Origin of the sequence: Flavobacterium defluvii, from assembly GCF_900129555.1 — a bacterium.
GTDB lineage: Bacteria > Bacteroidota > Bacteroidia > Flavobacteriales > Flavobacteriaceae > Flavobacterium > Flavobacterium defluvii.
In genome coordinates this window covers 226,063-250,446 of record NZ_FQWC01000002.1, presented here as the reverse complement: position 1 = coordinate 250,446, position 24,384 = coordinate 226,063, and the positions used below count along the sequence as shown (strand labels likewise).

28 protein-coding genes are annotated in these 24,384 nt (G+C 32.8%); 22 read left to right on the top strand and 6 right to left on the bottom strand.

Going from position 1 to position 24,384, the window contains the following annotated elements; all coding sequences use genetic code 11:
* Window positions 1–6: 6 nt before the first annotated feature.
* The 7 genes from BUC29_RS05260 to BUC29_RS05230 all read left to right on the top strand — a co-directional run bounded on the left by BUC29_RS05260 (window position 7) and on the right by BUC29_RS05230 (window position 5,921).
* The gene (locus BUC29_RS05260; RefSeq protein ID WP_073414074.1) at window positions 7–420 is read left to right on the top strand and encodes a hypothetical protein; all 414 of its coding nucleotides are present in this window, start codon (window positions 7–9) and stop codon (window positions 418–420) included.
* Between the two features lie 18 nt (window positions 421–438).
* Complete coding sequence (locus BUC29_RS05255; RefSeq protein WP_073414072.1) at window positions 439–1,275, top strand: mechanosensitive ion channel family protein; 837 nt, start codon at window positions 439–441, stop codon at window positions 1,273–1,275.
* Window positions 1,276–1,378: 103 nt separating this feature from the next.
* Window positions 1,379–2,368: an alpha/beta fold hydrolase gene (locus tag BUC29_RS05250; protein WP_073414071.1), complete on the top strand. Its 990-nt coding sequence runs from the start codon at window positions 1,379–1,381 to the stop codon at window positions 2,366–2,368.
* Window positions 2,369–2,480: 112 nt separating this feature from the next.
* Entirely contained in the window at window positions 2,481–2,870 is a 390-nt protein-coding gene (locus BUC29_RS05245; protein WP_073414069.1) for a DUF1398 domain-containing protein, read from the top strand.
* 11 nt (window positions 2,871–2,881) lie between these two features.
* Entirely contained in the window at window positions 2,882–3,730 is an 849-nt protein-coding gene (locus tag BUC29_RS05240; protein ID WP_084538590.1) for a ThuA domain-containing protein, read from the top strand.
* Window positions 3,731–3,740: 10 nt separating this feature from the next.
* Complete coding sequence (locus BUC29_RS05235) at window positions 3,741–4,589, top strand: sulfurtransferase (RefSeq protein WP_073414067.1); 849 nt, start codon at window positions 3,741–3,743, stop codon at window positions 4,587–4,589.
* 90 nt (window positions 4,590–4,679) lie between these two features.
* Window positions 4,680–5,921, top strand: coding sequence for an ATP-binding cassette domain-containing protein (locus BUC29_RS05230; protein ID WP_073414065.1), 1,242 nt, complete (start codon window positions 4,680–4,682; stop codon window positions 5,919–5,921).
* 75 nt (window positions 5,922–5,996) lie between these two features.
* Here the strand turns inward: BUC29_RS05230 and BUC29_RS05225 are convergent, their stop codons facing one another.
* Both BUC29_RS05225 and BUC29_RS05220 read right to left on the bottom strand, forming a co-directional pair.
* Window positions 5,997–7,043 (bottom strand): RluA family pseudouridine synthase, encoded by a 1,047-nt coding sequence (locus BUC29_RS05225; protein WP_073414063.1) that lies wholly within the window; start codon window positions 7,041–7,043, stop codon window positions 5,997–5,999.
* On the bottom strand, window positions 7,030–7,650 hold the full coding sequence (locus BUC29_RS05220) for a PASTA domain-containing protein (RefSeq protein WP_073414060.1): 621 nt from the start codon (window positions 7,648–7,650) through the stop codon (window positions 7,030–7,032). The genes BUC29_RS05225 and BUC29_RS05220 overlap by 14 nt, the downstream gene beginning before the upstream one ends.
* A 227-nt stretch (window positions 7,651–7,877) precedes the next feature.
* On the opposite strand from BUC29_RS05220, the gene BUC29_RS05215 reads away from it, so the two are divergent.
* The 4 genes from BUC29_RS05215 (at window position 7,878) to BUC29_RS05200 (ending at window position 10,955) form a co-directional block, all read left to right on the top strand.
* On the top strand, window positions 7,878–8,849 hold the full coding sequence (locus tag BUC29_RS05215; protein WP_073414058.1) for a D-alanine--D-alanine ligase: 972 nt from the start codon (window positions 7,878–7,880) through the stop codon (window positions 8,847–8,849).
* Between the two features lie 151 nt (window positions 8,850–9,000).
* Window positions 9,001–9,693: a DUF421 domain-containing protein gene (locus BUC29_RS05210; protein WP_073414056.1), complete on the top strand. Its 693-nt coding sequence runs from the start codon at window positions 9,001–9,003 to the stop codon at window positions 9,691–9,693.
* A gap of 59 nt (window positions 9,694–9,752) precedes the next feature.
* The gene (coaD, locus tag BUC29_RS05205; protein ID WP_073414054.1) at window positions 9,753–10,211 is read left to right on the top strand and encodes a pantetheine-phosphate adenylyltransferase; all 459 of its coding nucleotides are present in this window, start codon (window positions 9,753–9,755) and stop codon (window positions 10,209–10,211) included.
* 165 nt (window positions 10,212–10,376) lie between these two features.
* Window positions 10,377–10,955, top strand: coding sequence for a PhnA domain-containing protein (locus BUC29_RS05200; protein ID WP_073414052.1), 579 nt, complete (start codon window positions 10,377–10,379; stop codon window positions 10,953–10,955).
* 258 nt (window positions 10,956–11,213) lie between these two features.
* Here the strand turns inward: BUC29_RS05200 and BUC29_RS05195 are convergent, their stop codons facing one another.
* Together BUC29_RS05195 and BUC29_RS05190 are read right to left on the bottom strand one after the other, a co-directional pair.
* Entirely contained in the window at window positions 11,214–11,660 is a 447-nt protein-coding gene (locus tag BUC29_RS05195; RefSeq protein ID WP_073414050.1) for a hypothetical protein, read from the bottom strand.
* A gap of 176 nt (window positions 11,661–11,836) precedes the next feature.
* Entirely contained in the window at window positions 11,837–13,198 is a 1,362-nt protein-coding gene (locus tag BUC29_RS05190; RefSeq protein WP_073414047.1) for a DEAD/DEAH box helicase, read from the bottom strand.
* A 228-nt stretch (window positions 13,199–13,426) separates the two neighbouring features.
* Here BUC29_RS05190 and BUC29_RS05185 point away from each other — a divergent pair, with 228 nt between their 5' ends.
* From BUC29_RS05185 to BUC29_RS05175, 3 genes are all read left to right on the top strand, one after another.
* On the top strand, window positions 13,427–15,154 hold the full coding sequence (locus BUC29_RS05185) for a M14 family metallopeptidase (RefSeq protein WP_073414045.1): 1,728 nt from the start codon (window positions 13,427–13,429) through the stop codon (window positions 15,152–15,154).
* A gap of 113 nt (window positions 15,155–15,267) precedes the next feature.
* A complete protein-coding gene (locus BUC29_RS05180) occupies window positions 15,268–15,777 on the top strand; it encodes a hypothetical protein (RefSeq protein ID WP_073414043.1) in 510 nt (169 codons plus the stop codon).
* Between the two features lie 10 nt (window positions 15,778–15,787).
* Complete coding sequence (locus BUC29_RS05175; RefSeq protein ID WP_073414041.1) at window positions 15,788–16,417, top strand: SLATT domain-containing protein; 630 nt, start codon at window positions 15,788–15,790, stop codon at window positions 16,415–16,417.
* A 204-nt stretch (window positions 16,418–16,621) separates the two neighbouring features.
* Here BUC29_RS05175 and BUC29_RS05170 read toward each other — a convergent pair whose 3' ends face one another.
* A complete protein-coding gene (locus BUC29_RS05170; RefSeq protein WP_073414039.1) occupies window positions 16,622–17,236 on the bottom strand; it encodes an NUDIX hydrolase in 615 nt (204 codons plus the stop codon).
* Window positions 17,237–17,243: 7 nt separating this feature from the next.
* On the opposite strand from BUC29_RS05170, the gene pyrE reads away from it, so the two are divergent.
* Together pyrE and BUC29_RS05160 are read left to right on the top strand one after the other, a co-directional pair.
* Entirely contained in the window at window positions 17,244–17,888 is a 645-nt protein-coding gene (pyrE, locus tag BUC29_RS05165; RefSeq protein ID WP_073414038.1) for an orotate phosphoribosyltransferase, read from the top strand.
* Between the two features lie 251 nt (window positions 17,889–18,139).
* Window positions 18,140–18,532, top strand: coding sequence for an orotate phosphoribosyltransferase (locus tag BUC29_RS05160; RefSeq protein ID WP_073414036.1), 393 nt, complete (start codon window positions 18,140–18,142; stop codon window positions 18,530–18,532).
* 181 nt (window positions 18,533–18,713) lie between these two features.
* On the opposite strand, the gene BUC29_RS05155 is transcribed toward BUC29_RS05160, so the two are convergent.
* Window positions 18,714–19,442 (bottom strand): biotin--[acetyl-CoA-carboxylase] ligase, encoded by a 729-nt coding sequence (locus tag BUC29_RS05155; RefSeq protein WP_073414034.1) that lies wholly within the window; start codon window positions 19,440–19,442, stop codon window positions 18,714–18,716.
* Between the two features lie 92 nt (window positions 19,443–19,534).
* Between BUC29_RS05155 and rsfS the strand changes: the two genes are divergently transcribed.
* The 6 genes from rsfS to BUC29_RS05125 all read left to right on the top strand — a co-directional run bounded on the left by rsfS (window position 19,535) and on the right by BUC29_RS05125 (window position 24,378).
* Window positions 19,535–19,906, top strand: a complete 372-nt coding sequence (gene rsfS, locus BUC29_RS05150) for a ribosome silencing factor (RefSeq protein WP_012024667.1) — start codon at window positions 19,535–19,537, stop codon at window positions 19,904–19,906.
* 17 nt (window positions 19,907–19,923) lie between these two features.
* A complete protein-coding gene (gene ftsH, locus BUC29_RS05145) occupies window positions 19,924–21,849 on the top strand; it encodes an ATP-dependent zinc metalloprotease FtsH (protein WP_073414032.1) in 1,926 nt (641 codons plus the stop codon).
* Window positions 21,850–21,967: 118 nt separating this feature from the next.
* Window positions 21,968–22,573 (top strand): lactate utilization protein B/C, encoded by a 606-nt coding sequence (locus BUC29_RS05140; protein ID WP_073414030.1) that lies wholly within the window; start codon window positions 21,968–21,970, stop codon window positions 22,571–22,573.
* Between the two features lies 1 nt (window position 22,574).
* Window positions 22,575–23,465, top strand: a complete 891-nt coding sequence (locus BUC29_RS05135) for a phosphatidate cytidylyltransferase (protein WP_073414028.1) — start codon at window positions 22,575–22,577, stop codon at window positions 23,463–23,465.
* Window positions 23,455–24,108: a phosphatidylserine decarboxylase family protein gene (locus tag BUC29_RS05130; protein ID WP_073414026.1), complete on the top strand. Its 654-nt coding sequence runs from the start codon at window positions 23,455–23,457 to the stop codon at window positions 24,106–24,108. Before BUC29_RS05135 ends, BUC29_RS05130 begins: the two co-directional genes overlap by 11 nt.
* A complete protein-coding gene (locus tag BUC29_RS05125) occupies window positions 24,109–24,378 on the top strand; it encodes an acyl-CoA-binding protein (protein WP_073414023.1) in 270 nt (89 codons plus the stop codon).
* Window positions 24,379–24,384 lie beyond the last annotated feature (6 nt).

Here is a 24,384-nt window from a genome sequence, read left to right as displayed (position 1 = left end):
ATACAAATGAAATATTCGATAGCGTTTTTAATTTTTCTAGTCGCTTTTACAAGCTGCGAGTCCCGTAAATCCTCAAAGGAAACCCTTACTCAAGAAGTATCCAAAACTCCAAAAGAAGTTGTTACAGCTTATTTAGCCGCAACAAATCGTTTTGATTTTAAAGCCGCTAAAGAATTTGTAATTACTAACAAAGAAAACCTGATGGCTTTAGAAGATCTTAAAAAAATGGAAAAAAGTATTCCTGATGATCAAAAAGCCAGATTTTTAGACAAAGAAAAAGACGCAGTTTATTTCGAAAAAGAAATTACAGATTCGACTGCACAGATAGTTGTTTCTCCAAAGGATATTGCTATGCCAATAGAATTTAACCTCAAAAAAGTAAAGCAAAAATGGTTAATCGAATCTGTAATTTCACATTAATATAAAATTCAAAAAGCTATGATCGATTACTTAAAAGACTTTAGGATAGGTATTTTTATCGCTATTATAGCCATTACAACAATTGTTTTAGGCGCTCTAACCGAAAAAGTGCTTCGCTATTTTTTATACAAAAAACTAAGTGATAAAGAATACGACGTTACCGGATTTAAGTTTTTAAAACATTTTATTATAACCGTAATTTATATTCTGGGTTTTGCATTTGCTTTAATTCAAATTCCTGAATTTAAAATTATCGGACATTCTTTTCTGGCAGGCGCCGGAGTCATTTCTCTGGTTGCAGGTTTGGCTTCACAGCAGGCTTTAAGCAATATTGTCAGTGGCATATTTTTGGTAATTTTCAAGCCTTTCCGTATTAACGACAAAATCACAATCAACAATTTTGTCGGTACAGTTGAAGACATTAATTTGAGACAAGTAGTTTTAAAAGATGCCGAAAACAACCGAATTATAATTCCGAATTCTGTTATCAGCAATCAAATTATTGTTAATACCAATATGCACGATACAAAATGCTGTAAAATAATCGAAGTAGGAATTGGCTACGAATCTGATGTCGAAAAAGCATTAGAAATAATGAGAGATGAAATCGCCAAACATCCGCTTTTTATTGATACCAGAACTGCCGAAAATAAAAAACAAAAAGCACCTTTAGTTGTTGCAAGAGTTGTCGCTCTGGCCGATTCGAGTGTCACATTAAAAGCATGGGCATGGGCAAAAAATTCTACAGATGGCTTTGTCATGTATTGCGATTTACTGCAAAGCATTAAAAAACGTTTTGACGAATCTGAAATCGACATTCCGTATCCGCAGAGAGTTATAACGCTTAAAAAGTAGTTTAGTTTTAACTTTTTTTCTCTTTTTTCTGATAACTTTAAGATTTTAAGCTTTGGTTTTCAAAATACATAGCGGTAAATTTATAATTCTAAACACGCTAAAAATGAAAATTACAAAACTCATCATATTATTATTTCCGATATTATGCTTTTCCCAGGAAACAAAAATTAAGCAGTTAGATATTAATTTAACCAATTACGAATATCCGTTTCCTGTTAACTTCTTTGAATTAAACAACCAGCGCCAGAATTTAAAAATGGCGTATATGGATATAAAACCAGACAATTACAACAACAAAAATATTGTTTTACTTCACGGAAAAAATTTTAACGGAGCTTATTGGGAAACCACAATAAAAGCCCTTACAAAAGAAGGTTTTCGCGTAATTGTTCCGGATCAGATTGGTTTTGGAAAATCATCAAAGCCAGATAATTTTCAGTATACATTTCAGCAATTGGCAGAAAACACCAAAAAATTACTAGACTATTTAGGGATCACAAAAACAACCATTTTAGGGCATTCTATGGGTGGAATGTTAGCCACAAGATTTACGCTGATGTATCCTGAAACTGTAGAAAAATTAGTTCTCGAAAACCCAATTGGTTTAGAAGACTGGAAACTTATTGTTCCTTACAAACCTGTAGATTGGTGGTACGAATCGGAATTGAAACAAAATTACGAAGCCATTAAAAAATATCAAATGGAAAATTATTATGATGGAAAATGGAATGCCGATTATCAAAAATGGGCTGAACTTTCTGCCGGCTGGACTTCTTCACCAGATTACAGCAAAGTTGCCTGGAATTCTGCTTTAATGTATGATATGATTTTTACGCAGCCTGTTTTATACGAATTTAAAAATATCAAAAGTCCAACACTTTTAATTATCGGAACCAGAGATAAAACTGCCATAGGAAAGCCTTTGGTTTCTGAAGAAGTTCGAAAAACAATGGGAAATTATGCAGAACTGGGCAAAAAAACGCAAAAAGCAATTCCAAACTCAAAATTGGCAGAAATTCCAAATACAGGACATTTGCCACATATCGAATCTTTTGATCAATTTATAAAACCATTAATCGTATTTTTGAAATAAATAATCTTTTTTAGCCACGAATTCACAAATTTTATTAATGAATTAATTAAAAAAATAATTCGTGAATTCGTGACGGAAAATTTTTAAAATAACTAATCTAAAATTAAATAATATGTTTACAATCGACCAAATCAAAGAAGCACATGCTAAAGTAAAAAGCGGTGCTGATTTTCCAAATTATATACAAGATTTAATTATTCTGGGTGTAAAAGGTTATGACACTTTTGTAAATGACGGACACGTCGAATATTACGGTGTAAATGGATACTCTGTTACATCTGATGAAAAATACAACCCTATTTCGATTGCCTCAAGTGTAAATAAAGAACTTTTTATTGAGTTTTTGGTAAAGCACCAAAGTGGAGAAACTGATTATCTTACTTTTTGTAATCATGCCGGACAATGCGGAATTGCTAAATGGAGAGTTGATATTATCGAAATGACCTGTACATATTTTGACAGCGAAGAAAACGAAATATTAATCGAAAAAATCCCAAGTTAATTTTATAATTGATGGCAAATTTTAATCAGACTTTATTAGCTAAAAAAAGTATTTTATTAATGCTTTTTTTAGTTTGTTTTTCAGGTTTTTCTCAGCATAAAAAAGACAAACCAAAGTTTAAAGTAATAGCTTTTTATACTGCAAAAAACGATCAGGCACATATAAGTTTTGTACATGAAGCCAATAAGTTTCTTCCTAAACTGGCTGAAGAAAACCATTTTGTTTATGATTCTACCAACAACTGGGATAATCTTAACGCTAAATTTTTAGCCAATTATCAGGTTGTTTTGTTTTTAGATACAAGACCTGAAACGAAAGAACAACGTGACGCTTTTCAAAAATATATGGAAAACGGCGGTGGTTTCATGGGGTTTCATTTTTCGGCTTTTGCCTTAAACAATTCAAGTTATCCGCAAAACTGGGATTGGTATCATAATACTTTTTTAGGTTCCGGCGAATATGGAAGTAATACATGGAGACCAACATCTGCCGTTTTGAGAGTTGAAAACCAGCATCCGGTAACAAAAAATCTTCCTAAAACTTTTTCATCAGCACCAAACGAATGGTACAGATGGAGCAACGATCTTAGAAAAAATCCGGATATAAAAATTCTTTTGGCAATCGACGAAAGCAGTTTTCCTTTAGGAACTGGGCCAAAAGCACACGAAATTTGGCATGAAGGTTATTATCCTGTAGTTTGGACAAACAAAAACTATAAAATGTTGTACATCAACATGGGACATAATGATATTGATTACGAAGGCGGAACTAATAAAACACTTTCGTATACTTTTGAAAATAAGACCGAAAGCAAACTCATTCTTGATGCGTTGCTTTGGTTAGGAACTTCTAAAAAATAAATCCATTAAAATGTCTAAACTTTCTCCCATCATAAACGTTGAAGATTTATTAAAATTAAATCCTTTAGAAATTATTTTAATTGATGCCAGAGCTGGAATTAATGCTGAGGAAAACTATAAAGCAGAACATTTAAAAGGCGCCCGCTATGTTGATTTAAACAAAGATTTGGCAACAGTTGAAGATCCTGCAAATGGTGGAAGACATCCACTGCCTTCGCTTTCTAAATTTTCTGAAGTGCTTTCAAAACTGGGAATTTCTCCTTCTTCACATATTGTAATTTATGATGATAAAAACGGATCAAATGCAGCGGCGAGATTTTGGTGGATGCTAAGATCAGCTGGACATGAAAAAGTTCAGGTTTTAAATGGAGGTTTACAAGAAGCTGTAAAAGCAGGCTTTTCAATAAGTTCTGAAAAAGAAAATTTTGAAACTACAGAAAAATATCCAATTTCTGAATGGAAATTAAAAACGGCTGATATAGAAGAAGTTGAAAAAGCCCGAAATAACAGTGATAATATTGTAATTGATGTAAGAGATAAAAATCGTTTTGACGGACTCACTGAACCTTTAGATTTAATAGCAGGACATATTCCCGGAGCTGTAAATGTTCCTTTTAGTGAAAATCTGGATGAAAATGGCCTTTTTAAATCTTCTAAAATTTTAAACGATAAATATTCAGAAGTATTAAAAGATAAATCGTCAGAAAACACAATTATACATTGTGGTTCTGGAGTTACAGCATGTCAAACTTTATTGGCAATGGATTATGCCGGAATTGAAATTCCAAAACTATACGTAGGTTCATGGAGTGAATGGTCCAGAAACGACCGCGAAATGGCGACCAAAAAATCAGAATAAAATTATATTTTTTGCCACTTCCGTTAAAATGATAATCTTTTGTAATCCTTTAATCTGTGGCAAAAACAACAAATATTTAAAATACAAAAAATGCAGCACTGGGACATATTATTATCTAACCAGGTAAATAAAAAAGCTTTTATAGACAACATACTTAATGGAGAAGCAGAAGGAGAATTAGCCATTTTTAATACTCAAAAAGGAATTCTGTTTTCTGACATAGCAATCGAAAAATTCATCGAAAAAGAATACCAATACGACAGCGTAGAAGCTTCTCCTGAATCACACAGACAATTACGCACCTTTTCATCTGGCGAACGTAAAAAAGAATTTTTAAAATACTGCATCAATCAAAAACCGGATTTCATCATTTTTGATAATCCTTTTGATCATTTAGATCAGGCTTCAAGAGTTATTTTAGCCGATTCACTTAAAGATTTAACGAATGATATTGCGATAATTCAACTCTTAAATCGTGTTGTTGATGTTTTGGAATTTGTTCCGAATAAAGCACTAATTAAAGACAATACTTTTGAATTACATCCGATTTCAAAAAACGAAAATCATTTTAAAACATTAAATACTTCTGCAGTTCCAAAAGCTCTAGAGCCGCATTCTTTTCACGAAAGTGAATTAATCAAACTCGAAAATGTTTCGGTTAGTTACGACGAAAGAAAAATTCTCGACAACATTTCGTGGACAATAAAACAAGGCGAATTCTGGCAGTTAATCGGTCCAAACGGTTCCGGAAAAAGTACCATTTTATCTTTAATAACAGGAGATAATCCAAAAGGGTTCGGGCAGGATTTATTTCTCTTTGGAAGAAAAAAAGGAAGCGGAGAAAGTGTATGGGAAATCAAAAAACAAATTGGTATTTATACTACTTCGATGATGGATTTGTTTCAAAAAGGCCACACGCTGGAGCAAATGATACTATCCGGATTCTTCGATCAAATCGGACTTTATACAGAACCCACAACGCATCAAAAAAATATCGTTTCACAATGGCTTGAAGTAATCGAAATGACGCATTTAAGAAAAAAACGCTTCATCGATTTAACACTAGGTCAGCAAAGACTTGGCTTAATTGTACGTGCGGTATTAAAGCACCCACCATTATTAATTTTAGACGAACCCGTAGAAGGTTTAGACGATGAAAATGTAGATTTGGTAATTCAGCTTATCAATACCATAAAACAAGAAACAAACGTTACAATTTTATATGTTTCACATCGAATTGAACAAGGGCTCGCTCCTACTTCGGTTTTTGAACTTTTACCAAGCCCGACAGGTTCAATTGGTAAAATAAAATATCATTCAGAATTAAATTAAAACACGAATTCCACTAATTTACACGAAAATTAATCTGTGTAAATTAGTGGAATTCGTGTTTAAGAAATTATCTAATTAACTTTCCTCTTCCGTATTATGCGATTTCACATAATTACGCCATTTCTCAATGCATTCTTTAAAATCATCTGGCAGTTCAGTATCAAAACGCATCATTTCGCCTGTATTTGGGTGAACAAAACCAAGTGTCTTAGCATGCAACGCCTGACGAGGCAAAGCTTTGAAACAATTTTCGATAAACTGTTTGTACTTTGTAAAAGTTGTTCCTTTCAAAATCAAATGTCCGCCATAACGTTCGTCATTAAATAACGGATGTCCAATATGTTTCATGTGCGCACGAATTTGATGCGTTCTTCCCGTTTCCAGTTTACATGAAATCAAAGTAACATAACCAAAACGTTCTAAAACTTTATAATGCGTAATAGCAGGTTTTCCAATATCAGGATCATCAAAAACTGCCATTTGCATGCGGTCTTTTAAATGTCTTGCTAGGTTTCCTTCAATTGTACCGCTATCTGCAGCGACATTTCCCCAAACAAGAGCAATATACTCACGTTCAGTAGTTTTAGCCTCAAATTGTTTTGCTAAATGCGTCATAGCCGCTTCTGTTTTGGCAACAACCAAAAGTCCGGAAGTATCTTTATCAATTCGGTGAACCAAACCAGGACGCTCACTGCTGTTCATTGGCAGATTATCAAAATGATGCGCCAAAGCATTTACAAGAGTTCCTGTATAGTTTCCGTGTCCCGGATGCACAACCATCCCCGGCTCTTTATTAATAAGCAAAAGGGCATCATCTTCATAAACAATATTCAAGGGAATATCTTCAGGAAGAATATGATTTTCAAATGGCGGATGCGACAACATAATCGTTATCACATCAAAAGGTTTTACTTTATAATTTGATTTTACCGGAATATCATTTACAAAGATATTTCCGTCAGTTGCCGCATTCTGAATCTTGTTTCTAGTGGCATTCGGAATCAAATACATTAAATATTTGTCAATACGTAAAAACGCCTGACCTTTTGGAACTTCAAATCTGTAATGCTCAAATAATTCGTCTTCCAGATCTAAGTTTTCTTCAATATTATTGTTGTTCATCTTGTGGTGTTTCTACAGGCACTGCAGTACTGTCGGCCTGGCTGTCATCTACATAACTCGCTTTTCCGTCTCCTAAAACCAAATCAATTTTAGACGCTTTCAAAACGCGGTCTCCTACTTTTAAATTTCTGCCTTTATAACGCATTTCAAGAACCATATCTTTTCCAAGATTCGGGATATAAGTAATCGTTCCCGGCTCAAGTCCTAAAGCTTTCAAAGTTGGAACTGCTTCACGGTATGTTTTTTCAATTAAATCAGGAATTTTTACAGATGAGAATCCCGATGAATTAATTTTAATATATATTTTTCTTCCTACTTTTACTTTAGTTCCCGGCAGCGGATCCTGCTCTACTACGCTAAATTTCGGATATTCACTTCTGTAATCAACGCTGTCCAAAAGCACATAATCTAAGTCAAGCTCATCTAGTTTTTCTTCTACTTGTTCTTCAGTTAATCGGGCTAAATTCGGAACCGCAATTTCGTGTCCGTGATCAGTTGTAAAAGTCAACCAATGCATAAACAAATACCCTAAAACTGCTATAATTCCTGCTGCACTCAATACTTGCAAAAAAAACACTCGGCTAGTTAAATACTTACGTAAACTCATAAATTTATTTTTAGTTGACGCAAAGATAAAGTATTTCATTTCAAAAAAAATGATAATTTTGTTTAAAACAAGAAACTCCTTAATTAGGTATATATGCCTAGTGAATACTGGATGTAATTGGCACACAGATTTTACAGATTCAAACAAATTTGAATTAAAATAATTCGTGAATTCGTGGCAAAAACCTGAAACCTGAAACAAATTAAAACTTGAAACAAAATATATAAATGAAAAACATTGCCATCATCATGGGCGGATATTCAAGCGAGTATAAAATCTCGCTTATCAGCGGAAACGTTGTTTACCAATATCTTGACAAAACAAAATACAACGGATTCCGAATTCATATTTTTAAAGAAAAATGGGTTTATGTAGACGCAAACGACGCCGAATTTCCAATTGACAGAAATGATTTTTCTGTAACTGTAAACGGAGAAAAAATCACGTTTGATTGCGTTTTTAACGCCATTCACGGAACACCGGGCGAAGATGGATTAATGCAGGCTTATTTTGAATTATTAGGCATTCCGCAATCATCATGCGATTATTACCAATCAGCATTAACTTTTAATAAAAGAGATTTATTGTCAGTTTTAAAACCATACGGAATCAAAACGGCCATTTCTTATTACTTAAATAAAGGTGACGTAATTAATACTCAGGAAATCATTGCAAAAGTTGGTTTACCATGTTTTGTAAAACCAAACAAAGCAGGTTCAAGTTTTGGAATTTCAAAAGTAAAAACTGAAGCTGAACTTCCTATCGCAATTGAAGTTGCTTACAAAGAAGATAACGAAATCATCATCGAAAGTTTCCTTGACGGAACTGAAGTTTCTGTTGGTGTAATTAATTATAAAGGAGAAGTAATCGTTTTACCAATTACCGAAATTGTTTCAGATAATGATTTCTTTGATTATGAAGCCAAATACGAAGGAAAATCACAGGAAATAACGCCGGCCAGAATTTCTGACGAGTTAACAAAAAAAGTGGGCGAAACAGCAAAACGTGCTTACGAAGTTTTAAAAATGAAAGGATTTTCAAGAAGCGAATTCATCATTGTTGACAATGAGCCTTATATGCTTGAAATGAACACAATTCCGGGCTTAACAACAGAAAGTTTGATTCCGCAGCAGGCAAAAGCAGCCGGAATTTCTCTGAAAGATTTATTTACAAATGCTATTGAGTTAGCTTTAGCTTAAAGATACTAAGGTTCTGAGATTCTAAGTTACTAAGATTTCAGAACCTTATTTTTTAAACTCTATATTGTCAGACTGAGCGAAGTCGAAGTCAGAATCTTTGAACCTAAAAAACTTAGTCCCTTAATATCTCAGAACCTTAGCACCTCAAAAAATGAAAGAAATCTTCGAATGGAATAGATTATTTTATAACAATCTCCCGGAAACCTTTATTCTGGAAGTAATATTCCGCTCGACGGTAATGTTCACCGTTTTACTTCTCACATTAAAACTCGCAGGCAAACGAGGTGTAAAACAATTATCGATTTTCGAAACGGTAATCATTATAGCATTAGGTTCGGCAGCAGGCGATCCAATGTTTTATGAAGATGTTGGAATTGTACCCGCAATAATTGTTTTTACTGTAATTATTATTCTATACAGATCTGTAACATGGCTTACAGGGAAAAGTAAAAAATTTGAAGAATTTATTGAAGGCAGAACCGAATGTTTAATCAATGACGGAAAATTTTCTGTATCAACTTTTAGAAAAGAAAGTTTAGCTCAGGATGAATTTTTTGCAGAATTGCGTATCAAATCAATAGAACATTTAGGTCAGGTAAAACATGCATTTATTGAAACCAGCGGTGAAATAAGTGTTTTTTATTATGAAGATAAAGATGTTGGATATGGATTACCTATTTTACCATCATTATTTTATACAAAAAGTAAATTCATTCCATCTGACGGTATTTACTCCTGCTCTTTCTGTGGACATACAGAAGAACAAAAAACGGGAACAGCAAATTGTAAGGTGTGCAAAAAAGACGAATGGGTAGAAGCAATCAACACAAAAAGAATAACTTAATTTCAAAAAACTCTGCGCCTTTGTGCCTTTGCAGCTTTGAATCTTAAAAAGAAAAAGAAATGCGAAAAGCAATATTTCCGGGATCATTTGACCCTATTACACTTGGACACGAAGATATTATCAGAAGAGGAATTCCTTTATTTGATGAAATTATAATTGCTATTGGTGTTAATGCCGAGAAAAAATACATGTTTTCATTAGAAGAAAGAAAACGTTTTATTGAAGAAACTTTCAAAGATGAACCAAAAATTTCTGTAATCACTTACGAAGGTTTAACAATTGATTTGGCAAAAAAAGAAAAAGCAAATTTTATACTTAGAGGTCTGCGCAATCCAGCCGATTTCGAGTTCGAAAAAGCCATTGCACATACCAACAGAAAACTTTCTAAAATCGAAACTGTGTTTTTATTAACCGCAGCAAAAACATCTTTTATCAGTTCGAGTATTGTTCGTGATGTATTGCGAAATGGCGGCGAATATGAATTATTGGTTCCGGATGCTGTTAGAGTGCAGAAATAATCAAACACACGCAAAGTCATTACGATAAACGAAGCTAACAGTACGATTTCATTCAGCTAAAATAAGAAAACGGGATTGCTTATTTCTTAGTAATGACAAAAACAACAAACTTGCAAGCAATGTAAATTATAAGTAATTTCGCATTTTTAAAATAAACAAACAATAATGAGTATCGAAAGAGAATTGAGCAAACGAAGCGGATCTAAATGCGAACTTTGCGGAGCGGAAGAAAATTTAAAAATATATCAAGTCCTGCCAACAAAAAAAGGCGGTATTGATGAAGCAATATTAGCATGTAACACTTGTATTGACCAAATCGAAAACCCAGATGATGTCGATTTAAACCACTGGAGATGTCTTAATGACAGCATGTGGAATGAAAATATTCCTGTTCAGGTTGTTTCATGGAGAATGCTAAGCCGTTTACGATCTGCAGGATGGCCTCAGGAATTGCTGGATATGATGTATTTAGACGATGATACACTAGAATGGGCAAAAGCAACTGGCGAAGGCGAAGATGAAGAAAATAAACTTGTTCATAAAGACAGTAACGGTGTTATTTTGCAGCACGGAGATTCTGTAGTTTTAATAAAAGATTTAAAAGTAAAAGGATCAAGCATGGTTGCCAAACAAGGAACCGCTGTTAGAAATATTCGTCTTGACCACGAAAACGCCGAATACATTGAAGGAAAAGTAGATGGCCAGCAGATTGTGATTATTACGCAGTATGTGAAGAAAATTTAAAAAGATACTAAGGTTCTAAGTTACTAAGATTCTAAGTTACTAAGATTCTAAGGTTTTTATTTAAACGTAAAGTTCGCTAAGTTTATTCACTAAGCTTTGCGAACTTTTCGCTTTTAGAAAGCCTTAAATCTAGAAAACTTTGCGTGCTTTGCGGTTAAATCAAGGCAACGCAACTTAAAACACAGGAAATCTTAAAACAAAAAAACCGTTCAAAATCTGAACGGTTTTTTTTATATTATTTTATTTTCTGGCAACGAATTATTTTTGGAATAATTTGCTGATTTGATCTTTTACAAATGGCTCAGAAACACTGTTTGTAGCTGCATCTCTGTCTTTGCTTGAAACCATAAACTGAACTGTAGCTTTGTCCGGAACAACATTTCCAGTGTAGTGTAACCAGATGTAGTTGTTTGGCAATTCTAATTTAATATCATATAACGGAGTTGCAGTGAAACCGCCCATGATAATATTGTAAAGGTTTGTATAATCGTTATTAACGTTTTTAAAAGAAAATTTTCTTAGCGGAGAAGAATCATCATCATTTAAGATACTAGTGTAGTACACTGTATACTCGTCTCCAATTTTCTGAATGTAGTTGTTATTTACTTTTCCTAATTTCTCTACAGGAACTGTTTCAATAACTTTAATTTGTGCAAACGAAACAAAACTAAATAACAAAATGGCAATGGTAATAATCTTTTTCATAGTGGATTTGGGGTTTACAATTTTACTGCAACAAAAAAACACAGAAATATTGAAAAAACAGCTATCAAATCATTATTTTTTTACACAAAATTGTTAATCTTCTTCAATAATTCATAAAAAACTGACATCCAGAAAGATAAATCAAAACATAACCCTCTACAGCTATCTCAAAAAGCCTAAAATTTCTTATTTTTTTCTTCTTCTTTCTTTATAACATTTCGGGCAACTTCAATTTTAAACTTTTTACCCTTCATTTTTTCATCTCTAATGTTCTTAAGAAGGTCTTTTACTTTCCCAAATTTCACAGCTGCAAATGAAACAAAATCTTTTACTTCTATAAGTCCTAAATCATCTTTTTCAAGTTTTCCTTTTTGAGAAAAGAAACCCACAATATCAAACTTATTTAATTTCGTCTTTTTCCCCCCGCTAATATAAATTGTTTGAAACTCTGGAGGCTTCGGCAGACTTTTAACATCTTTTACATCCAGAACTTCCATATTATAATCAATATAATCAAGTTCTTTTTCGCTTTCGTGTACAATAATATAAGCCGTACCTGTTGCCTGCATACGCGCTGTACGACCGTTACGATGCGTAAATTCGTCTTCTTTTAAAGGCAGATGATAATGAATAACGTGTTTCATTTCAGGAATATCCAATCCACGGGCAGCCAAATCTGTTGTGATGAGGTAACTTACACTTCCGTTTCTAAACTGAATCAAAGCACGTTCACGTTCATCCTGATCCATTCCGCCGTGATAATAAACTGAATAAATTCCTTTTTCGTTTAAAGTATCGCTGATACGTTCAGCAGCATCTCTGTGATTACAAAAAATAATAGCCGACTGTGATTTTAAAGAGCAAATCAAATTAAATAAACTCTCCAGTTTATCTTTAGAAGGAGAAAGAATCATTTTCATCGAAAGATTAGCCTTCTCTTCTTCTTCAGGAATAAAATCTAAAACCGTTGGGTTTATAACTCTTGTATATTTCGGAATTTCAATATCAGATGTTGCCGAAACTAAAACTCTTTTATTTACTTTCGGTAATCTTCCAATTATAAAAGACATTTGTTCGTGAAATCCAAGCTGAAGCGATTTATCAAATTCATCTAAGATCAGCGTTTGAATTTTATCAGTTCTAAAAGTTTCCCTGTCAATATGATCTGCGATTCGCCCTGGTGTTCCAATTAAAACGGCCGGAGGATTACTTAAATTCTTGATTTCAGTATCAATGGAATGTCCGCCGTAACAAATATTTACTTTGTACTGCGTTCCCATTTTCTTCCAAACCTGTTCAATCTGAAGTCCCAATTCTCGCGAAGGAACTAAAATTAAACATTGAACCGATAAAATTTCCGGCTGCAATAATTCTAAAACAGGAAGTAAAAACGCTAAGGTTTTTCCAGATCCCGTTGGAGAAAGTAACAAAACGTTGTTGTCGTTTAGAATTACGTCTTTTGCAGTTTCCTGCATTTCGTTTAGGTTTTTAATCCCTAAATTCGAAAGTATATCGTTGGAATGGTGTTTTTTATTCATTTTGCAAAAGTAGGGAAAAAAGTTGTTTCAAGTTTTTCTTGTTTCAAGTTTCAGGCTGCTATGCTTTGTCTATAATTTTTTAACACAAAGCTTTGCGAACTTTGTGTTTTTCAAAACCTTGAATATAAAAAATCTTTGCGCACTTTGCGTTAAAAAACTACATCAAACTTGAAACCTGAAACTTGAAACAAAAATCCTATATTTGATTCGCATTAATAAACCCAAACCATGAAACTTTTTACCATTCTCTTCTCACTTCTTACAATAACAATCGCTGCTCAAAACAATAAAAAATACGATACCTTTTTTGAGAAAGGAAACGGAAATCAATCGGCATCTTACCAGGAAACTATTGCATATTTCAAAATGCTGGCGAATGATTTTCCAACCATTCAGATGAAAGAAATGGGATTAACAGATTCTGGAGAACCTTTACACATGATTACTTTCAATCCTGATAAGGAATTTGATTTTGATAAGATTCAAAAAACAAAAGCGGTTCTACTTGTAAATAACGGAATCCATGCGGGAGAACCAGACGGAATCGACGCCACAATGCAATTTTACAGAGATTTAGCAACAGGAAAAATCAAACCACCAAAAAATACTGTTTTAGTTACGATTCCGGTTTATAATATCGGCGGCGCTTTAAACCGAAATTCTACAACACGCGCCAATCAGGACGGACCCGAGATTTATGGTTTTAGAGGAAATGCCAGAAATTACGATTTGAACCGTGATTTAATGAAATCAGATACCCGAAATACAAAGAGTTTTGTGGCCATTTTCCAGAAAATAAACGCTGATGTTTTTATTGATAATCACGTAAGCAACGGCTCTGATTATCAATACAAACTGACTTATATTATGACAGAGCATAATAAACTGGGAAAAGTTTTGGGTGATTTTATGAATGATGAAATGATGCCGGCTTTGGTAAGAGATCTTCAGAAAAAGAAAATTGAAACTACGCCTTATGTCGATTCGTTTAAAGATACGCCAGACAAAGGTTTCGGGCAGTTTGTTGACAGCCCGCGATATACAACGGGTTACACTTCCCTATTTAATACAATTGGTTTTGTAGTCGAAACGCACATGCTGAAAAAATATGCAGAACGTGTAAAAATGACGTACGAATATATGAAATCGACTTTGGATTTTACCGATGCGAATTATCAAAAAATAAAAGATTTAAGAGTAAAAAATTTAGAACAATATCAACCTAAAAAATCCTATACTTTAAAATGGGAATTAGACAGCACAAAAGCGACCACTTTTTCATTTTTAGGATATGAAGCGGGTTACAAAAAAAGCGAAGCCACAACTGGAAACCGTTTGTATTACGACCGAAGCAAACCGTATAAAAAAGACGTTCAGTACATTAAAGAATTCAAATCGCAAAAAGAAGTTGTTATTCCTTCTGCTTATATCATTCCTCGTGGTTACTGGAATATAATTGAACTTTTGAAAAACAATAATATCTCGTTTAAACAAATTAAAAATGACACTATTATTGAAGTTGAAAGCTATAGAATTGCCGATTTTAAAACCGTTCCGTCTGCTTACGAAGGACATTATGTGCATAGAAATACAACGGTAACTTCTAAAATAGTTAAAATGACTTTCGCCAAAGGAGATTATATTGTTCCCACAACTCAAAAAGGCGTAAAATATCTTATAGAAGCTTTTGAACCCGAAGGCGTTGATTCGTTCTTCAATTGGAATTTCTTTGATCCTATTTTACAGCAAAAAGAACATTATTCAGAATATATTTTTGAAGATACAGCTGCTAATCTTTTAAAAGAAAATCCTGCTCTAAAAACTGAATTAGAGACTAAAAAACAATCCGATCCTACTTTTGCTAAAAATCCAGAAGCCCAATTGGATTGGATTTATAAACATTCTGTTTATTACGAAAAGGCGCACATGCAGTATCCTGTTTATCGTATATTGTGAGCTTTTTAATAAAAATATTATACTCTAAATTTTTATTTTATTTGAAATATGGTTTTCCGTAAAAGTATTCTATTATGAGTTTTTAAATTTGAAAAAAATAAACAATCGTAATTATGAAAAAAATATTACTTTTTTTAAGCATTTTCTTTCTAATAATTTCATGCAAGAAAAGCAAAGAAGAAAATCTTAAAAATGAAATTGAAAATGAAATCACAACCAATCTAAATGATCCAAGTAGCTATGAGTTTAATTATTTCCATTTAGATTCTGTGGAATATATTGTTCATAAAGAAATCGTTGCAGAAAATTTAAAAGAAATAGACAATTTACAAAATCAAAAAAATAAAAGGTTAGAGAAAAGAATTGAATTTCTCAAATCTCAAAATCAATTTTATAATTTATTAAACAAAAACAAGTATAAAGGAATATTTTCATTTAGAGGAAATAATAAATTTGGAGCTAAAATTTTAGCAGAATATTCTTTTGAAGCAGATAGTACATACAAGTTGATCTATTTAAAAGATAACACTGGAGATACGATTTATAAAGATCCTGAAATTTTAATTCAAGAAAATGACAAATTTATTAAAGATGCAGAAAAAATGATTAATGAGTCAAAATGAAAATTAAGAAATGGAAAAAACATATAAAGATTACTTAAACAAGACTTTTTTAGAAGAATTAAATTATAAAATATGGTCTACAAAAGGAAGCAGATTTAATGCTAGTACACGATTGACAAAAACTTCTCAACTTTCTAATTTATCATTAAGCATTTTATCTGTTTATTTAACCGCTGTTGGATTGCTTTCTGTATATAATTTAAAATTTAATAGTCTCGACGAAAATCTAATAGCTTATTCAATTACATGCTTATCTATATTAATTTTAATATTTGGACAAATTGAAAATGCAAAAGATTTTACAATGAAATCCAAGGAATTTCATAATTGTGGCTTAGAACTTTCAAAAATTTATAACAACCTAAGAATATACAAGACATTAACAGAGAATCAAACACTTGAGCAAAAAGAAAAATTCTGCAAAGAAATTTCCGATGCCTATCAAAGGATTTTAGAAAGACACGAAAATCATCAACAAATTGATATAAATCTTTTTAAAGCTAAAACAGCAAAATATCATGAATTATCATTGATAGATGTACTAAAAATCAAATTAGAATACTATATTAGAACTTCCCTATTATACCACTTATTAATTATATTACCCCCTATTATTATAATTACACTATTAAATAAATAAGAAACTTAGTCAGACGCTTGCAAATGAAAAAGCTTGAAAATATAAACAAAATTAAAGACGAAGCAGAGTCCGCGTGAGATATGAGCAAGCTACCGAAGTAGCGCGGATAGCCCGACAGTACTTACAAAAAGACCCAATGAACGCAAAGTTGATTGGGTCTTTTTGTAATACTGGCACGCTCTTATTATAAAGATTCTAAGATGCTTAGGTTTTATCAACCTTTGCCTTTACTTCTTCTGCAAAAAGTAATTTAATGTTTTCGTAGGAGTTTTTAAGTGCTTCTTTAATTTGTTCTTTGTTCAGCCAGGCCACTTTTTCAATTCCTTCTTCGATTTGACCGTGCGGAGTTCCCTCAAAATCAGACTGCATTTCGAACCAATGCGTGATTTTAAGTTTGTATTTTCCGTTACGTTTAAAGATATGATAGGTCTTTTGAAGTTTGTTTATAACGCGTAATTTGTTTACGCCAGTCTCTTCTTCAACCTCACGCATTGCTGTCGCTTCAATGTCTTCTCCTTTCTCGATTCCGCCTTTTGGCAAATCCCATTTTCCGTTTCTAAAAATAAACAGAACCTCACCTTTCTTGTTATACACAAAGCCTCCACCCGCTTTATTTACGGGAATTTTAGCTTTAAGTGTTTTCATTATCTCACTTTCGTCGGGATGATATAAAATGGCTTTTTGAATTTTATTTTGAAAAATTTTTATAATAAGCTGTTCGATATCAATACTTTCCAACAAGAACAATTGAAAATCTGTTTCTCTCGAGATTTCATTTGTCAAAAAAAGTGGTTTGTCGTTTACAAAAACTTTATACATTTGTACTATGATTTTTAATAAAGATACTGCCGAAAAAACAGCCGAATTGCTTTTGCAAATAAATGCAATTAAATTGAATCCAGAAAATCCTTTTACATGGGCTTCTGGATGGAAATCTCCTATTTATTGCGATAATAGGTTAATTCTTTCATTTCCAAGCATCCGAAACTACGTTCGCGATGAATTTGCGAAGAACATCGAAAAACAATTTGGAAAACCTGATGTTATTGCCGGTGTTGCTACTGGAGCCATTGGAGTTGGAATTCTTGTTGCCGAAAGTCTTGGACTTCCGTTTGTATACGTGCGTCCGGAACCTAAAAAACACGGAAGACAAAACCAGGTTGAAGGTTTTTTACAAAAAGGACAAAATGTTGTGGTTGTTGAAGATTTAATCAGTACCGGAAAAAGCAGCTTAATGGCTGTTGAAGCTTTAAGAAATGAAGGTGCTAATATTAAAGGAATGGCTGCTGTTTTCACTTATGGTTTTAGCGTTGCCACAGAAAACTTTAAAGAAGCAAATGTTGATTTGTTTACTTTGAGTAACTACGAAAACCTATTAGATTTAGCTGTTCAAAAACAATACATTACAGAAGACCAGCAATCAACCCTGCAAGAATGGAGCGTTAGCCCATCAACCTGGGGACAGGAATAAGATTTTAGATTTTAGATTTTAGATTTTAGATTTTAGATTTTAGATTTTAGATTTTAGATTTTAGATTTTAGATTTTAGATTTTAGATTTTAGATTTTATAAAAATCGCTTCGCTCTTTTTTGGAATTTGGGATTTAATTATTGGAATTTTCCTAAAATCCAGCTTTGCAAACTTAGCGTTTTGTTAAATCTGGCATATTAAAAAACCTTGCGCCCTTTGCGTTAAACAAAAAAATAAAAACAAAATAATATATGAACTTAGAAAGTCCAAAAGTTACTGTTCAGAAATCAGCTCAGGATTTATTCGATCAACTGACTGATGTTAAGAATTTTGAAAAATTAATGCCGGATAACATTGCTAAATTCGAAGTTACTGGCGAAGACGCTTTTATTTTTGGATTGAAAGGTATGCCGGAAATCAAATTAAAAATGAAAGATAAAGTGGCTCCAAACAAAATTGTTTTAGGCGCTGCAAGTGATAAACTTCCGTTTACTTTGACTTCAAACATCGACAGCATTTCAGATTCTGAAAGTACTGTTCAATTATTCTTCGAAGGCGAATTCAATGCCATGATGGCCATGATGGTTAAAGGCCCAATCAGTAAGTTTATTGAAACTTTAGCAAACAATATGCACAAACTTTAATAATAGTAAATTATTAATTGTTTATTATAAACGAAAGCCTGATTTAACGATCGGGCTTTTTTTTGCTGAAGATTAAAACGCACTTTATTGATTTTTTTCTCACGCAGATCTGGCAGATTAAGCAGATTATTTTTCAGAAAACAAAAAACTTAGAATCTCAGCATCTCAGAACCTTAGCAGCTTAGTAAAGCATCTGAATCTCTTTTATCTCAAATTCAGCAACAGAATCATCTTCCAATAAAACCTGTAATCGGCCAATTGGAGAAACTCCCTGAATAATTCCCATGAAATTTTTATCCTGAAGGTTTTTAAAGGGCATTGGAACTCCTTTTTTAAATAAAGAATTAAAATAATTTTCCCAAAAAACTAAGGAATCCGTTTTCCATAAATCAATCTTTTCTTTAATTTTTTCGGCAATTAAAAGAGTCAATGCGTTTTTATCAAAAGTTTTACCTGAAATAACTGCCAGAGAAGAGCCTCGAGGCAGTTCATCAAAATTAGTTTGATTGACATTCAGTCCAATTCCGACAACTGACACAATTCTGCCATCGCTTTTTAGGGTATTTTCGATTAATATGCCACCAATTTTTTTATTGTATGACATAATGTCGTTTGGCCATTTTATACATAAATCAGGAATATTTAATGATTTTAAAGTTTCTAAAACCGATAATGAAACAACAACACTCAGATTAAAAACCTCTTCATTATGGAACAGGAAGTCTTTAACCAAAACACTCATAATTAGGTTTTTACCAACCTCAGAGTTCCACTTTGCCCCCATCTGTCCCTTTCCTTTTGTCTGATTTTCAGCCGTTACCACTGTAAAATTCTCCAGTTCATCCTGACTGGACATTGATTTTAGGAAATCATTTGTAGAATCTATGGCATCGAGTTTGATTAGTTTCATTAAATAATTTAAATATCTTAATTTAATATTTTGTTAAGGTTCAAAAATAATCACAAAATTTGGTAACTTTACAAATTCATATAAAATAATTCATGGCGAAAAAGACTATTAATAATGATGTTCTATTGGCGAACATAATCAAAGGGATTGAGGAAGTAAAAGGAAATGATATTGACATTCTTGACTTAAGAGATATAGACACAGCGGTTTGTGACTATTTTGTCATTTGCAACGGTAGCTCAAATACCCAAGTTAACGCCATTGTAAACTCAATTCAAAAAACAGTTTCTAAAGACTTAAAAGACAAACCGTGGCACGTAGAAGGAACCGATAATGCAGAATGGGTTCTTATGGATTATGTGCACATTGTTGTGCATGTTTTTCAAAAACATATTCGTGAATACTACAATATCGAGAGCCTTTGGGGTGACGCCAAAATAACTACAATCGAAAACAAATACTAAAAGAAAAATTTTTCTAAATGGCTAAAGATAATAATCCAAATCCGAGTAAATTTAAAATAAGTCCCTGGTTAATATACACCGCAATACTTTTAGTTTTTTTATTTATAAGTTTTGCTACCGGAGGATCTAACTTAAGCGAACCTGCTCAATTAACTTCTTCTAAATTCAACACTCTTTTAGAAAAAGGACAAATTGAAAAAGTTATCGTTTATAATAAAGCTGAAGCTGAAGTATACCTGACTGCCGCTGCTCTTAAAGACCCGGCAAACGAAAAAGTTTCTAAAGATATTTTTAAAAACCCAAACAAAGGGCCGCATTACACTTTAGAAATTGGTAACGATCAAATTTTCCAAACAAAACTTGAAAAAGCAGTTGGCGAAGGCAAACTAAAAGATTTCAATTTCCTTCAAAAAAACAATTGGAGTGATATTTTAATCAGCTTACTTCCTATCATCATCATCATTGGTGTATGGATTTTCATTATGCGTAAAATGTCTGGCGGAGGCGCTGGCGGAGGCGGACAAATTTTCAATATTGGAAAATCTAAAGCTAAACTTTTTGATGAAAAAACAGACATCAAAACAACATTTAAAGATGTTGCAGGTTTAGAAGGTGCAAAAGAAGAAATTCAGGAAATTGTAGAATTCCTTAAAAACCCTGAAAAGTATACTAATCTTGGAGGTAAAATCCCTAAAGGAGCATTACTTGTAGGACCTCCGGGAACTGGTAAAACTTTATTAGCAAAAGCTGTTGCTGGTGAAGCGCAGGTTCCGTTTTTCTCTTTATCAGGTTCTGATTTCGTAGAAATGTTTGTGGGAGTTGGAGCATCTCGTGTACGTGACTTGTTCAAACAGGCAAAAGAAAAATCTCCGGCAATTATCTTTATTGATGAGATCGATGCTGTTGGTAGAGCGCGTGGAAAAAGCAATATGTCAGGAGGAAATGACGAAAGAGAAAATACCCTTAACCAGTTGTTAACAGAAATGGATGGTTTTGGTACAAACTCTAACGTAATTGTATTAGCAGCAACAAACAGAGCTGACGTTCTTGACAAGGCTTTAATGCGTGCAGGACGTTTTGACAGACAAATTTTTGTTGACTTACCAGACATTCGCGAAAGAGCTGAAATCTTTAAAGTACACTTAGCTCCTATTAAAAAAGTTGAAGGTCTTGACCTTGATTTCTTAGCAAAACAAACTCCTGGATTCTCTGGTGCTGATATTGCAAACGTTTGTAACGAAGCAGCTCTTATCGCTGCACGTAACAACAAAGCGGCTGTAGACAGACAAGATTTCCTTGATGCCGTTGACAGAATTATTGGTGGTCTTGAAAAGAAAAATAAAATCATTACTCCAGACGAGAAAAGAGCAATCGCAATTCACGAAGCGGGTCACGCTACTGTAAGCTGGATGCTGGAACATGCTGCGCCGCTTATTAAAGTAACAATTGTTCCGCGCGGACAAAGTTTAGGAGCTGCCTGGTATTTACCAGAAGAGAGACAAATCGTAAGAACAGATCAAATGTTAGACGAAATGTGTGCTACTATGGGCGGAAGAGCAGCTGAAAAAGTAACTTTTGACAGAATCTCTACAGGTGCACTGAGCGATTTAGAAAAAGTAACGCGTCAGGCTCGTGCAATGGTAACAATTTACGGATTGAACGATAAAATAGGGAACGTTACGTATTACGATTCAACAGGACAAAGTGAGTATAATTTCTCAAAACCATATTCTGATGAGACAGCAAAAATTATCGATGCTGAAATTTCAGAATTAATTGAAGGCCAATATCAAAGAGCTATTCAAATTCTTGAAGAAAACAAAGACAAATTAAATCAGCTTGCTGATATATTGATTGAAAAAGAAGTTATTTTTAAAGATGACTTAGAAGCAATTTTCGGAAAAAGAACTTTTGATAAAAATTTGGAAGAAGTGGTTTCGTAAATTCAACCAATAAAATATGTAATATTTTTTAAAATCTTAATTCAAAATACCCTTTTGAATTAAGATTTTTTTATCTTTGAACGTTTTCAATTAACATGTAAAGTATTTCATATAAAAAATGAATTTTTTCAAAAAAATATTTGGTTCCGGCGAATCTGCTTCTGACGAAGAGCACGAAAGTGAATATGCAGGAACTCCTGCTGCGAATAGTCATTTGTCTTTAGACGAACAATTCATTTTCAATTTTAAGAAAAATGGCGGTAAATTTTTGTATTGTGAAAATAATCAGGAAGCTGCAGAACAATTCGAAAATATTCTAGAAGAAAACGATTGGTTTGAAAATGAAGTTTTATGTTATGAACCGGCTCTTTTTCATTTATTAGAAGAAAACAAATTATTTTATATCGCTCCTTCCAAGCCTAAATTTTTATTAGCAAGCTGTGAAAATTTAATTGCTGAAGAAGGCTCTATTTTACTTTCATCAAGACAAATTAGACAAAACAAACCGAACGACCTGCCTGTAAATATTGTAATTATTGCTACTACAAGCCAAATTCTGCCAATGAAAAGTGACGGCTTAAGTGCAATAAAACGCAAGTATGTAAGAGATTATCCAACTAACCTCACCACAATAAAATATTTCGAAAAAGCGAAAGAAGAAGATTTTACACAATACGGAAGTGTTGCAAAAAACCTTTATTTATTGCTTGTAGAAGATCTTTAAGATGAACGAAACACTTAAGAGAACCATTTCTGGTGCTGTTTATATTGCTCTGTTGTTAACGTCAATCCTGTTTTCTACCGAAAGCTTTATTATTCTTTTTGGTCTTTTTTTAATTATTACAATTTATGAGTTTTCTAATATTGTAAACCTTAATAAAATCTTTTCGATTTTATTTGGGACTTTACTTTATAGTATTACCATATTAATTAGTCATTACAACAAACAAACTTCTGACTATTTAAGTAATTTATTTGGGACAAATCTTAATTTAGAAACCAATATTAAACAGCTGGATCTTGTTCTTTTAGCCATTACACTCGTTGTTTCTATTAAATGTATTTTGTTTTTATTTTATGATACTGTTCAAAAAGTAAGTATTTCTTCAAAATACTTATATCTATTAGGATATATAACATTACCCTTTATTTTTATCGTAAAGATTTCCTTTGGAACAAATGATTATAACCCCAAGATTATAATAGGTTTGTTTGTATTAATTTGGACAAACGATACATTTGCCTATTTGGTTGGAAAATCTATGGGAAAACATAAACTATTCGAACGTGTTTCTCCTAAAAAAACAATCGAAGGATTTTTAGGCGGAATGGTTTTCGCTGCTTTTGCAGGTTTTTTGATCTCAAAATTATATATTCAGCCAAATCCTGCTTTTAGCAGTAAATCAATCCTTATATGGACTATTATTGCTTTAATTGTTAGTATTTTTGGAACAATCGGCGATTTGATCGAATCAAAATTTAAAAGAATTGCAGGTGTAAAAGACAGCGGTTCGATTATGCCGGGACACGGAGGTATCCTAGATCGACTAGATAGTGTTATATTTGTAGCACCAATTATATTTTTATTTTATCAAATTTTATATTATGTTTCATAAAGAAGGAGGCCCGTCTATTTTATTAGGTACCGTTTTTGCAGTTGCAGTACTTTTAATTGCTGATAAATTTATTGACATTTCTTGGCTAAGAATACTTGTGCAAGTTTTTGGAGTAGTAATTTTAATTATCATTCTGCAATTTTTTAGAAACCCAAAAAGAATTGCCGTAAGAGACACTAATCACATTCTTGCTCCTGTTGATGGAAAAGTTGTGGTTATTGAAGAAGTTTACGAAGGTGAATATTTTAAAGACAAACGTTTACAGGTTTCTATTTTTATGTCGCCTATAAATGTTCATGTTACGCGTTATGCAATGGACGGAATTATAAAATTCAGTAAATATCATCCTGGAAAATTTTTGGTTGCATGGCATCCGAAAGCCAGCGAGGAAAACGAAAGAACTACAGTAGTAATCGAAAATGATACTTTTGGCGCAATTCTTTACAGACAAATTGCCGGTGCTCTGGCTCGTAGAATTGTAAATTATGCTCAGGAAGGAATGCAGGTTATTCAGGGAACTGATGCCGGTTTTATTAAATTTGGATCAAGAGTAGATTTATTTTTACCTTTAGGTACACCAATTAATGTGGTTTTAAACCAAAAAGCAATTGGAGGAAAAACTATTATTGCTACAAAAGCTTAAATGGCAGAAAAAGATTTAGATAGACGCTTCAATGAGGCTGTTGAAACTGCAATGAAAATGACTCAGGCCTCACTGCCACAAGATGTGCAGCTAAGACTTTATGCGTTTTATAAACAGGCAACCTTTGGAACGGCTGTTTACAATCAGTCTGAGAATTTTGATTTGAGAAATGCTTTTAAAACTAACGCCTGGATGCAGATTAGTCATTTATCAACAGATGAAGCTAAGGAAAATTATATTGAAATCATCAATTCACTAACATCAAAATAAATAATA

What these genes read in the sequence shown, in the direction of transcription:
- BUC29_RS05185 (WP_073414045.1), top strand. Translation starts at nt 13,427, where the DNA reads ATGAAACTTTTTACCATTCTCTTCTCACTTCTTACAATAACAATCGCT.
- BUC29_RS05195 (WP_073414050.1), bottom strand. Translation starts at nt 11,660, where the DNA reads ATGAAAAAGATTATTACCATTGCCATTTTGTTATTTAGTTTTGTTTCG.
- coaD (WP_073414054.1), top strand. Translation starts at nt 9,753, where the DNA reads ATGCGAAAAGCAATATTTCCGGGATCATTTGACCCTATTACACTTGGA.
- BUC29_RS05245 (WP_073414069.1), top strand. Translation starts at nt 2,481, where the DNA reads ATGTTTACAATCGACCAAATCAAAGAAGCACATGCTAAAGTAAAAAGC.
- ftsH (WP_073414032.1), top strand. Translation starts at nt 19,924, where the DNA reads ATGGCTAAAGATAATAATCCAAATCCGAGTAAATTTAAAATAAGTCCC.
- BUC29_RS05260 (WP_073414074.1), top strand. Translation starts at nt 7, where the DNA reads ATGAAATATTCGATAGCGTTTTTAATTTTTCTAGTCGCTTTTACAAGC.
- BUC29_RS05175 (WP_073414041.1), top strand. Translation starts at nt 15,788, where the DNA reads ATGGAAAAAACATATAAAGATTACTTAAACAAGACTTTTTTAGAAGAA.
- BUC29_RS05155 (WP_073414034.1), bottom strand. Translation starts at nt 19,442, where the DNA reads ATGAAACTAATCAAACTCGATGCCATAGATTCTACAAATGATTTCCTA.
- BUC29_RS05170 (WP_073414039.1), bottom strand. Translation starts at nt 17,236, where the DNA reads ATGTATAAAGTTTTTGTAAACGACAAACCACTTTTTTTGACAAATGAA.
- BUC29_RS05140 (WP_073414030.1), top strand. Translation starts at nt 21,968, where the DNA reads ATGAATTTTTTCAAAAAAATATTTGGTTCCGGCGAATCTGCTTCTGAC.
- pyrE (WP_073414038.1), top strand. Translation starts at nt 17,244, where the DNA reads ATGATTTTTAATAAAGATACTGCCGAAAAAACAGCCGAATTGCTTTTG.
- BUC29_RS05235 (WP_073414067.1), top strand. Translation starts at nt 3,741, where the DNA reads ATGTCTAAACTTTCTCCCATCATAAACGTTGAAGATTTATTAAAATTA.
- rsfS (WP_012024667.1), top strand. Translation starts at nt 19,535, where the DNA reads ATGGCGAAAAAGACTATTAATAATGATGTTCTATTGGCGAACATAATC.
- BUC29_RS05210 (WP_073414056.1), top strand. Translation starts at nt 9,001, where the DNA reads ATGAAAGAAATCTTCGAATGGAATAGATTATTTTATAACAATCTCCCG.
- BUC29_RS05125 (WP_073414023.1), top strand. Translation starts at nt 24,109, where the DNA reads ATGGCAGAAAAAGATTTAGATAGACGCTTCAATGAGGCTGTTGAAACT.
- BUC29_RS05190 (WP_073414047.1), bottom strand. Translation starts at nt 13,198, where the DNA reads ATGAATAAAAAACACCATTCCAACGATATACTTTCGAATTTAGGGATT.
- BUC29_RS05255 (WP_073414072.1), top strand. Translation starts at nt 439, where the DNA reads ATGATCGATTACTTAAAAGACTTTAGGATAGGTATTTTTATCGCTATT.
- BUC29_RS05220 (WP_073414060.1), bottom strand. Translation starts at nt 7,650, where the DNA reads ATGAGTTTACGTAAGTATTTAACTAGCCGAGTGTTTTTTTTGCAAGTA.
- BUC29_RS05135 (WP_073414028.1), top strand. Translation starts at nt 22,575, where the DNA reads ATGAACGAAACACTTAAGAGAACCATTTCTGGTGCTGTTTATATTGCT.
- BUC29_RS05200 (WP_073414052.1), top strand. Translation starts at nt 10,377, where the DNA reads ATGAGTATCGAAAGAGAATTGAGCAAACGAAGCGGATCTAAATGCGAA.
- BUC29_RS05230 (WP_073414065.1), top strand. Translation starts at nt 4,680, where the DNA reads ATGCAGCACTGGGACATATTATTATCTAACCAGGTAAATAAAAAAGCT.
- BUC29_RS05240 (WP_084538590.1), top strand. Translation starts at nt 2,882, where the DNA reads ATGGCAAATTTTAATCAGACTTTATTAGCTAAAAAAAGTATTTTATTA.
- BUC29_RS05160 (WP_073414036.1), top strand. Translation starts at nt 18,140, where the DNA reads ATGAACTTAGAAAGTCCAAAAGTTACTGTTCAGAAATCAGCTCAGGAT.
- BUC29_RS05215 (WP_073414058.1), top strand. Translation starts at nt 7,878, where the DNA reads ATGAAAAACATTGCCATCATCATGGGCGGATATTCAAGCGAGTATAAA.
- BUC29_RS05130 (WP_073414026.1), top strand. Translation starts at nt 23,455, where the DNA reads ATGTTTCATAAAGAAGGAGGCCCGTCTATTTTATTAGGTACCGTTTTT.
- BUC29_RS05225 (WP_073414063.1), bottom strand. Translation starts at nt 7,043, where the DNA reads ATGAACAACAATAATATTGAAGAAAACTTAGATCTGGAAGACGAATTA.
- BUC29_RS05180 (WP_073414043.1), top strand. Translation starts at nt 15,268, where the DNA reads ATGAAAAAAATATTACTTTTTTTAAGCATTTTCTTTCTAATAATTTCA.
- BUC29_RS05250 (WP_073414071.1), top strand. Translation starts at nt 1,379, where the DNA reads ATGAAAATTACAAAACTCATCATATTATTATTTCCGATATTATGCTTT.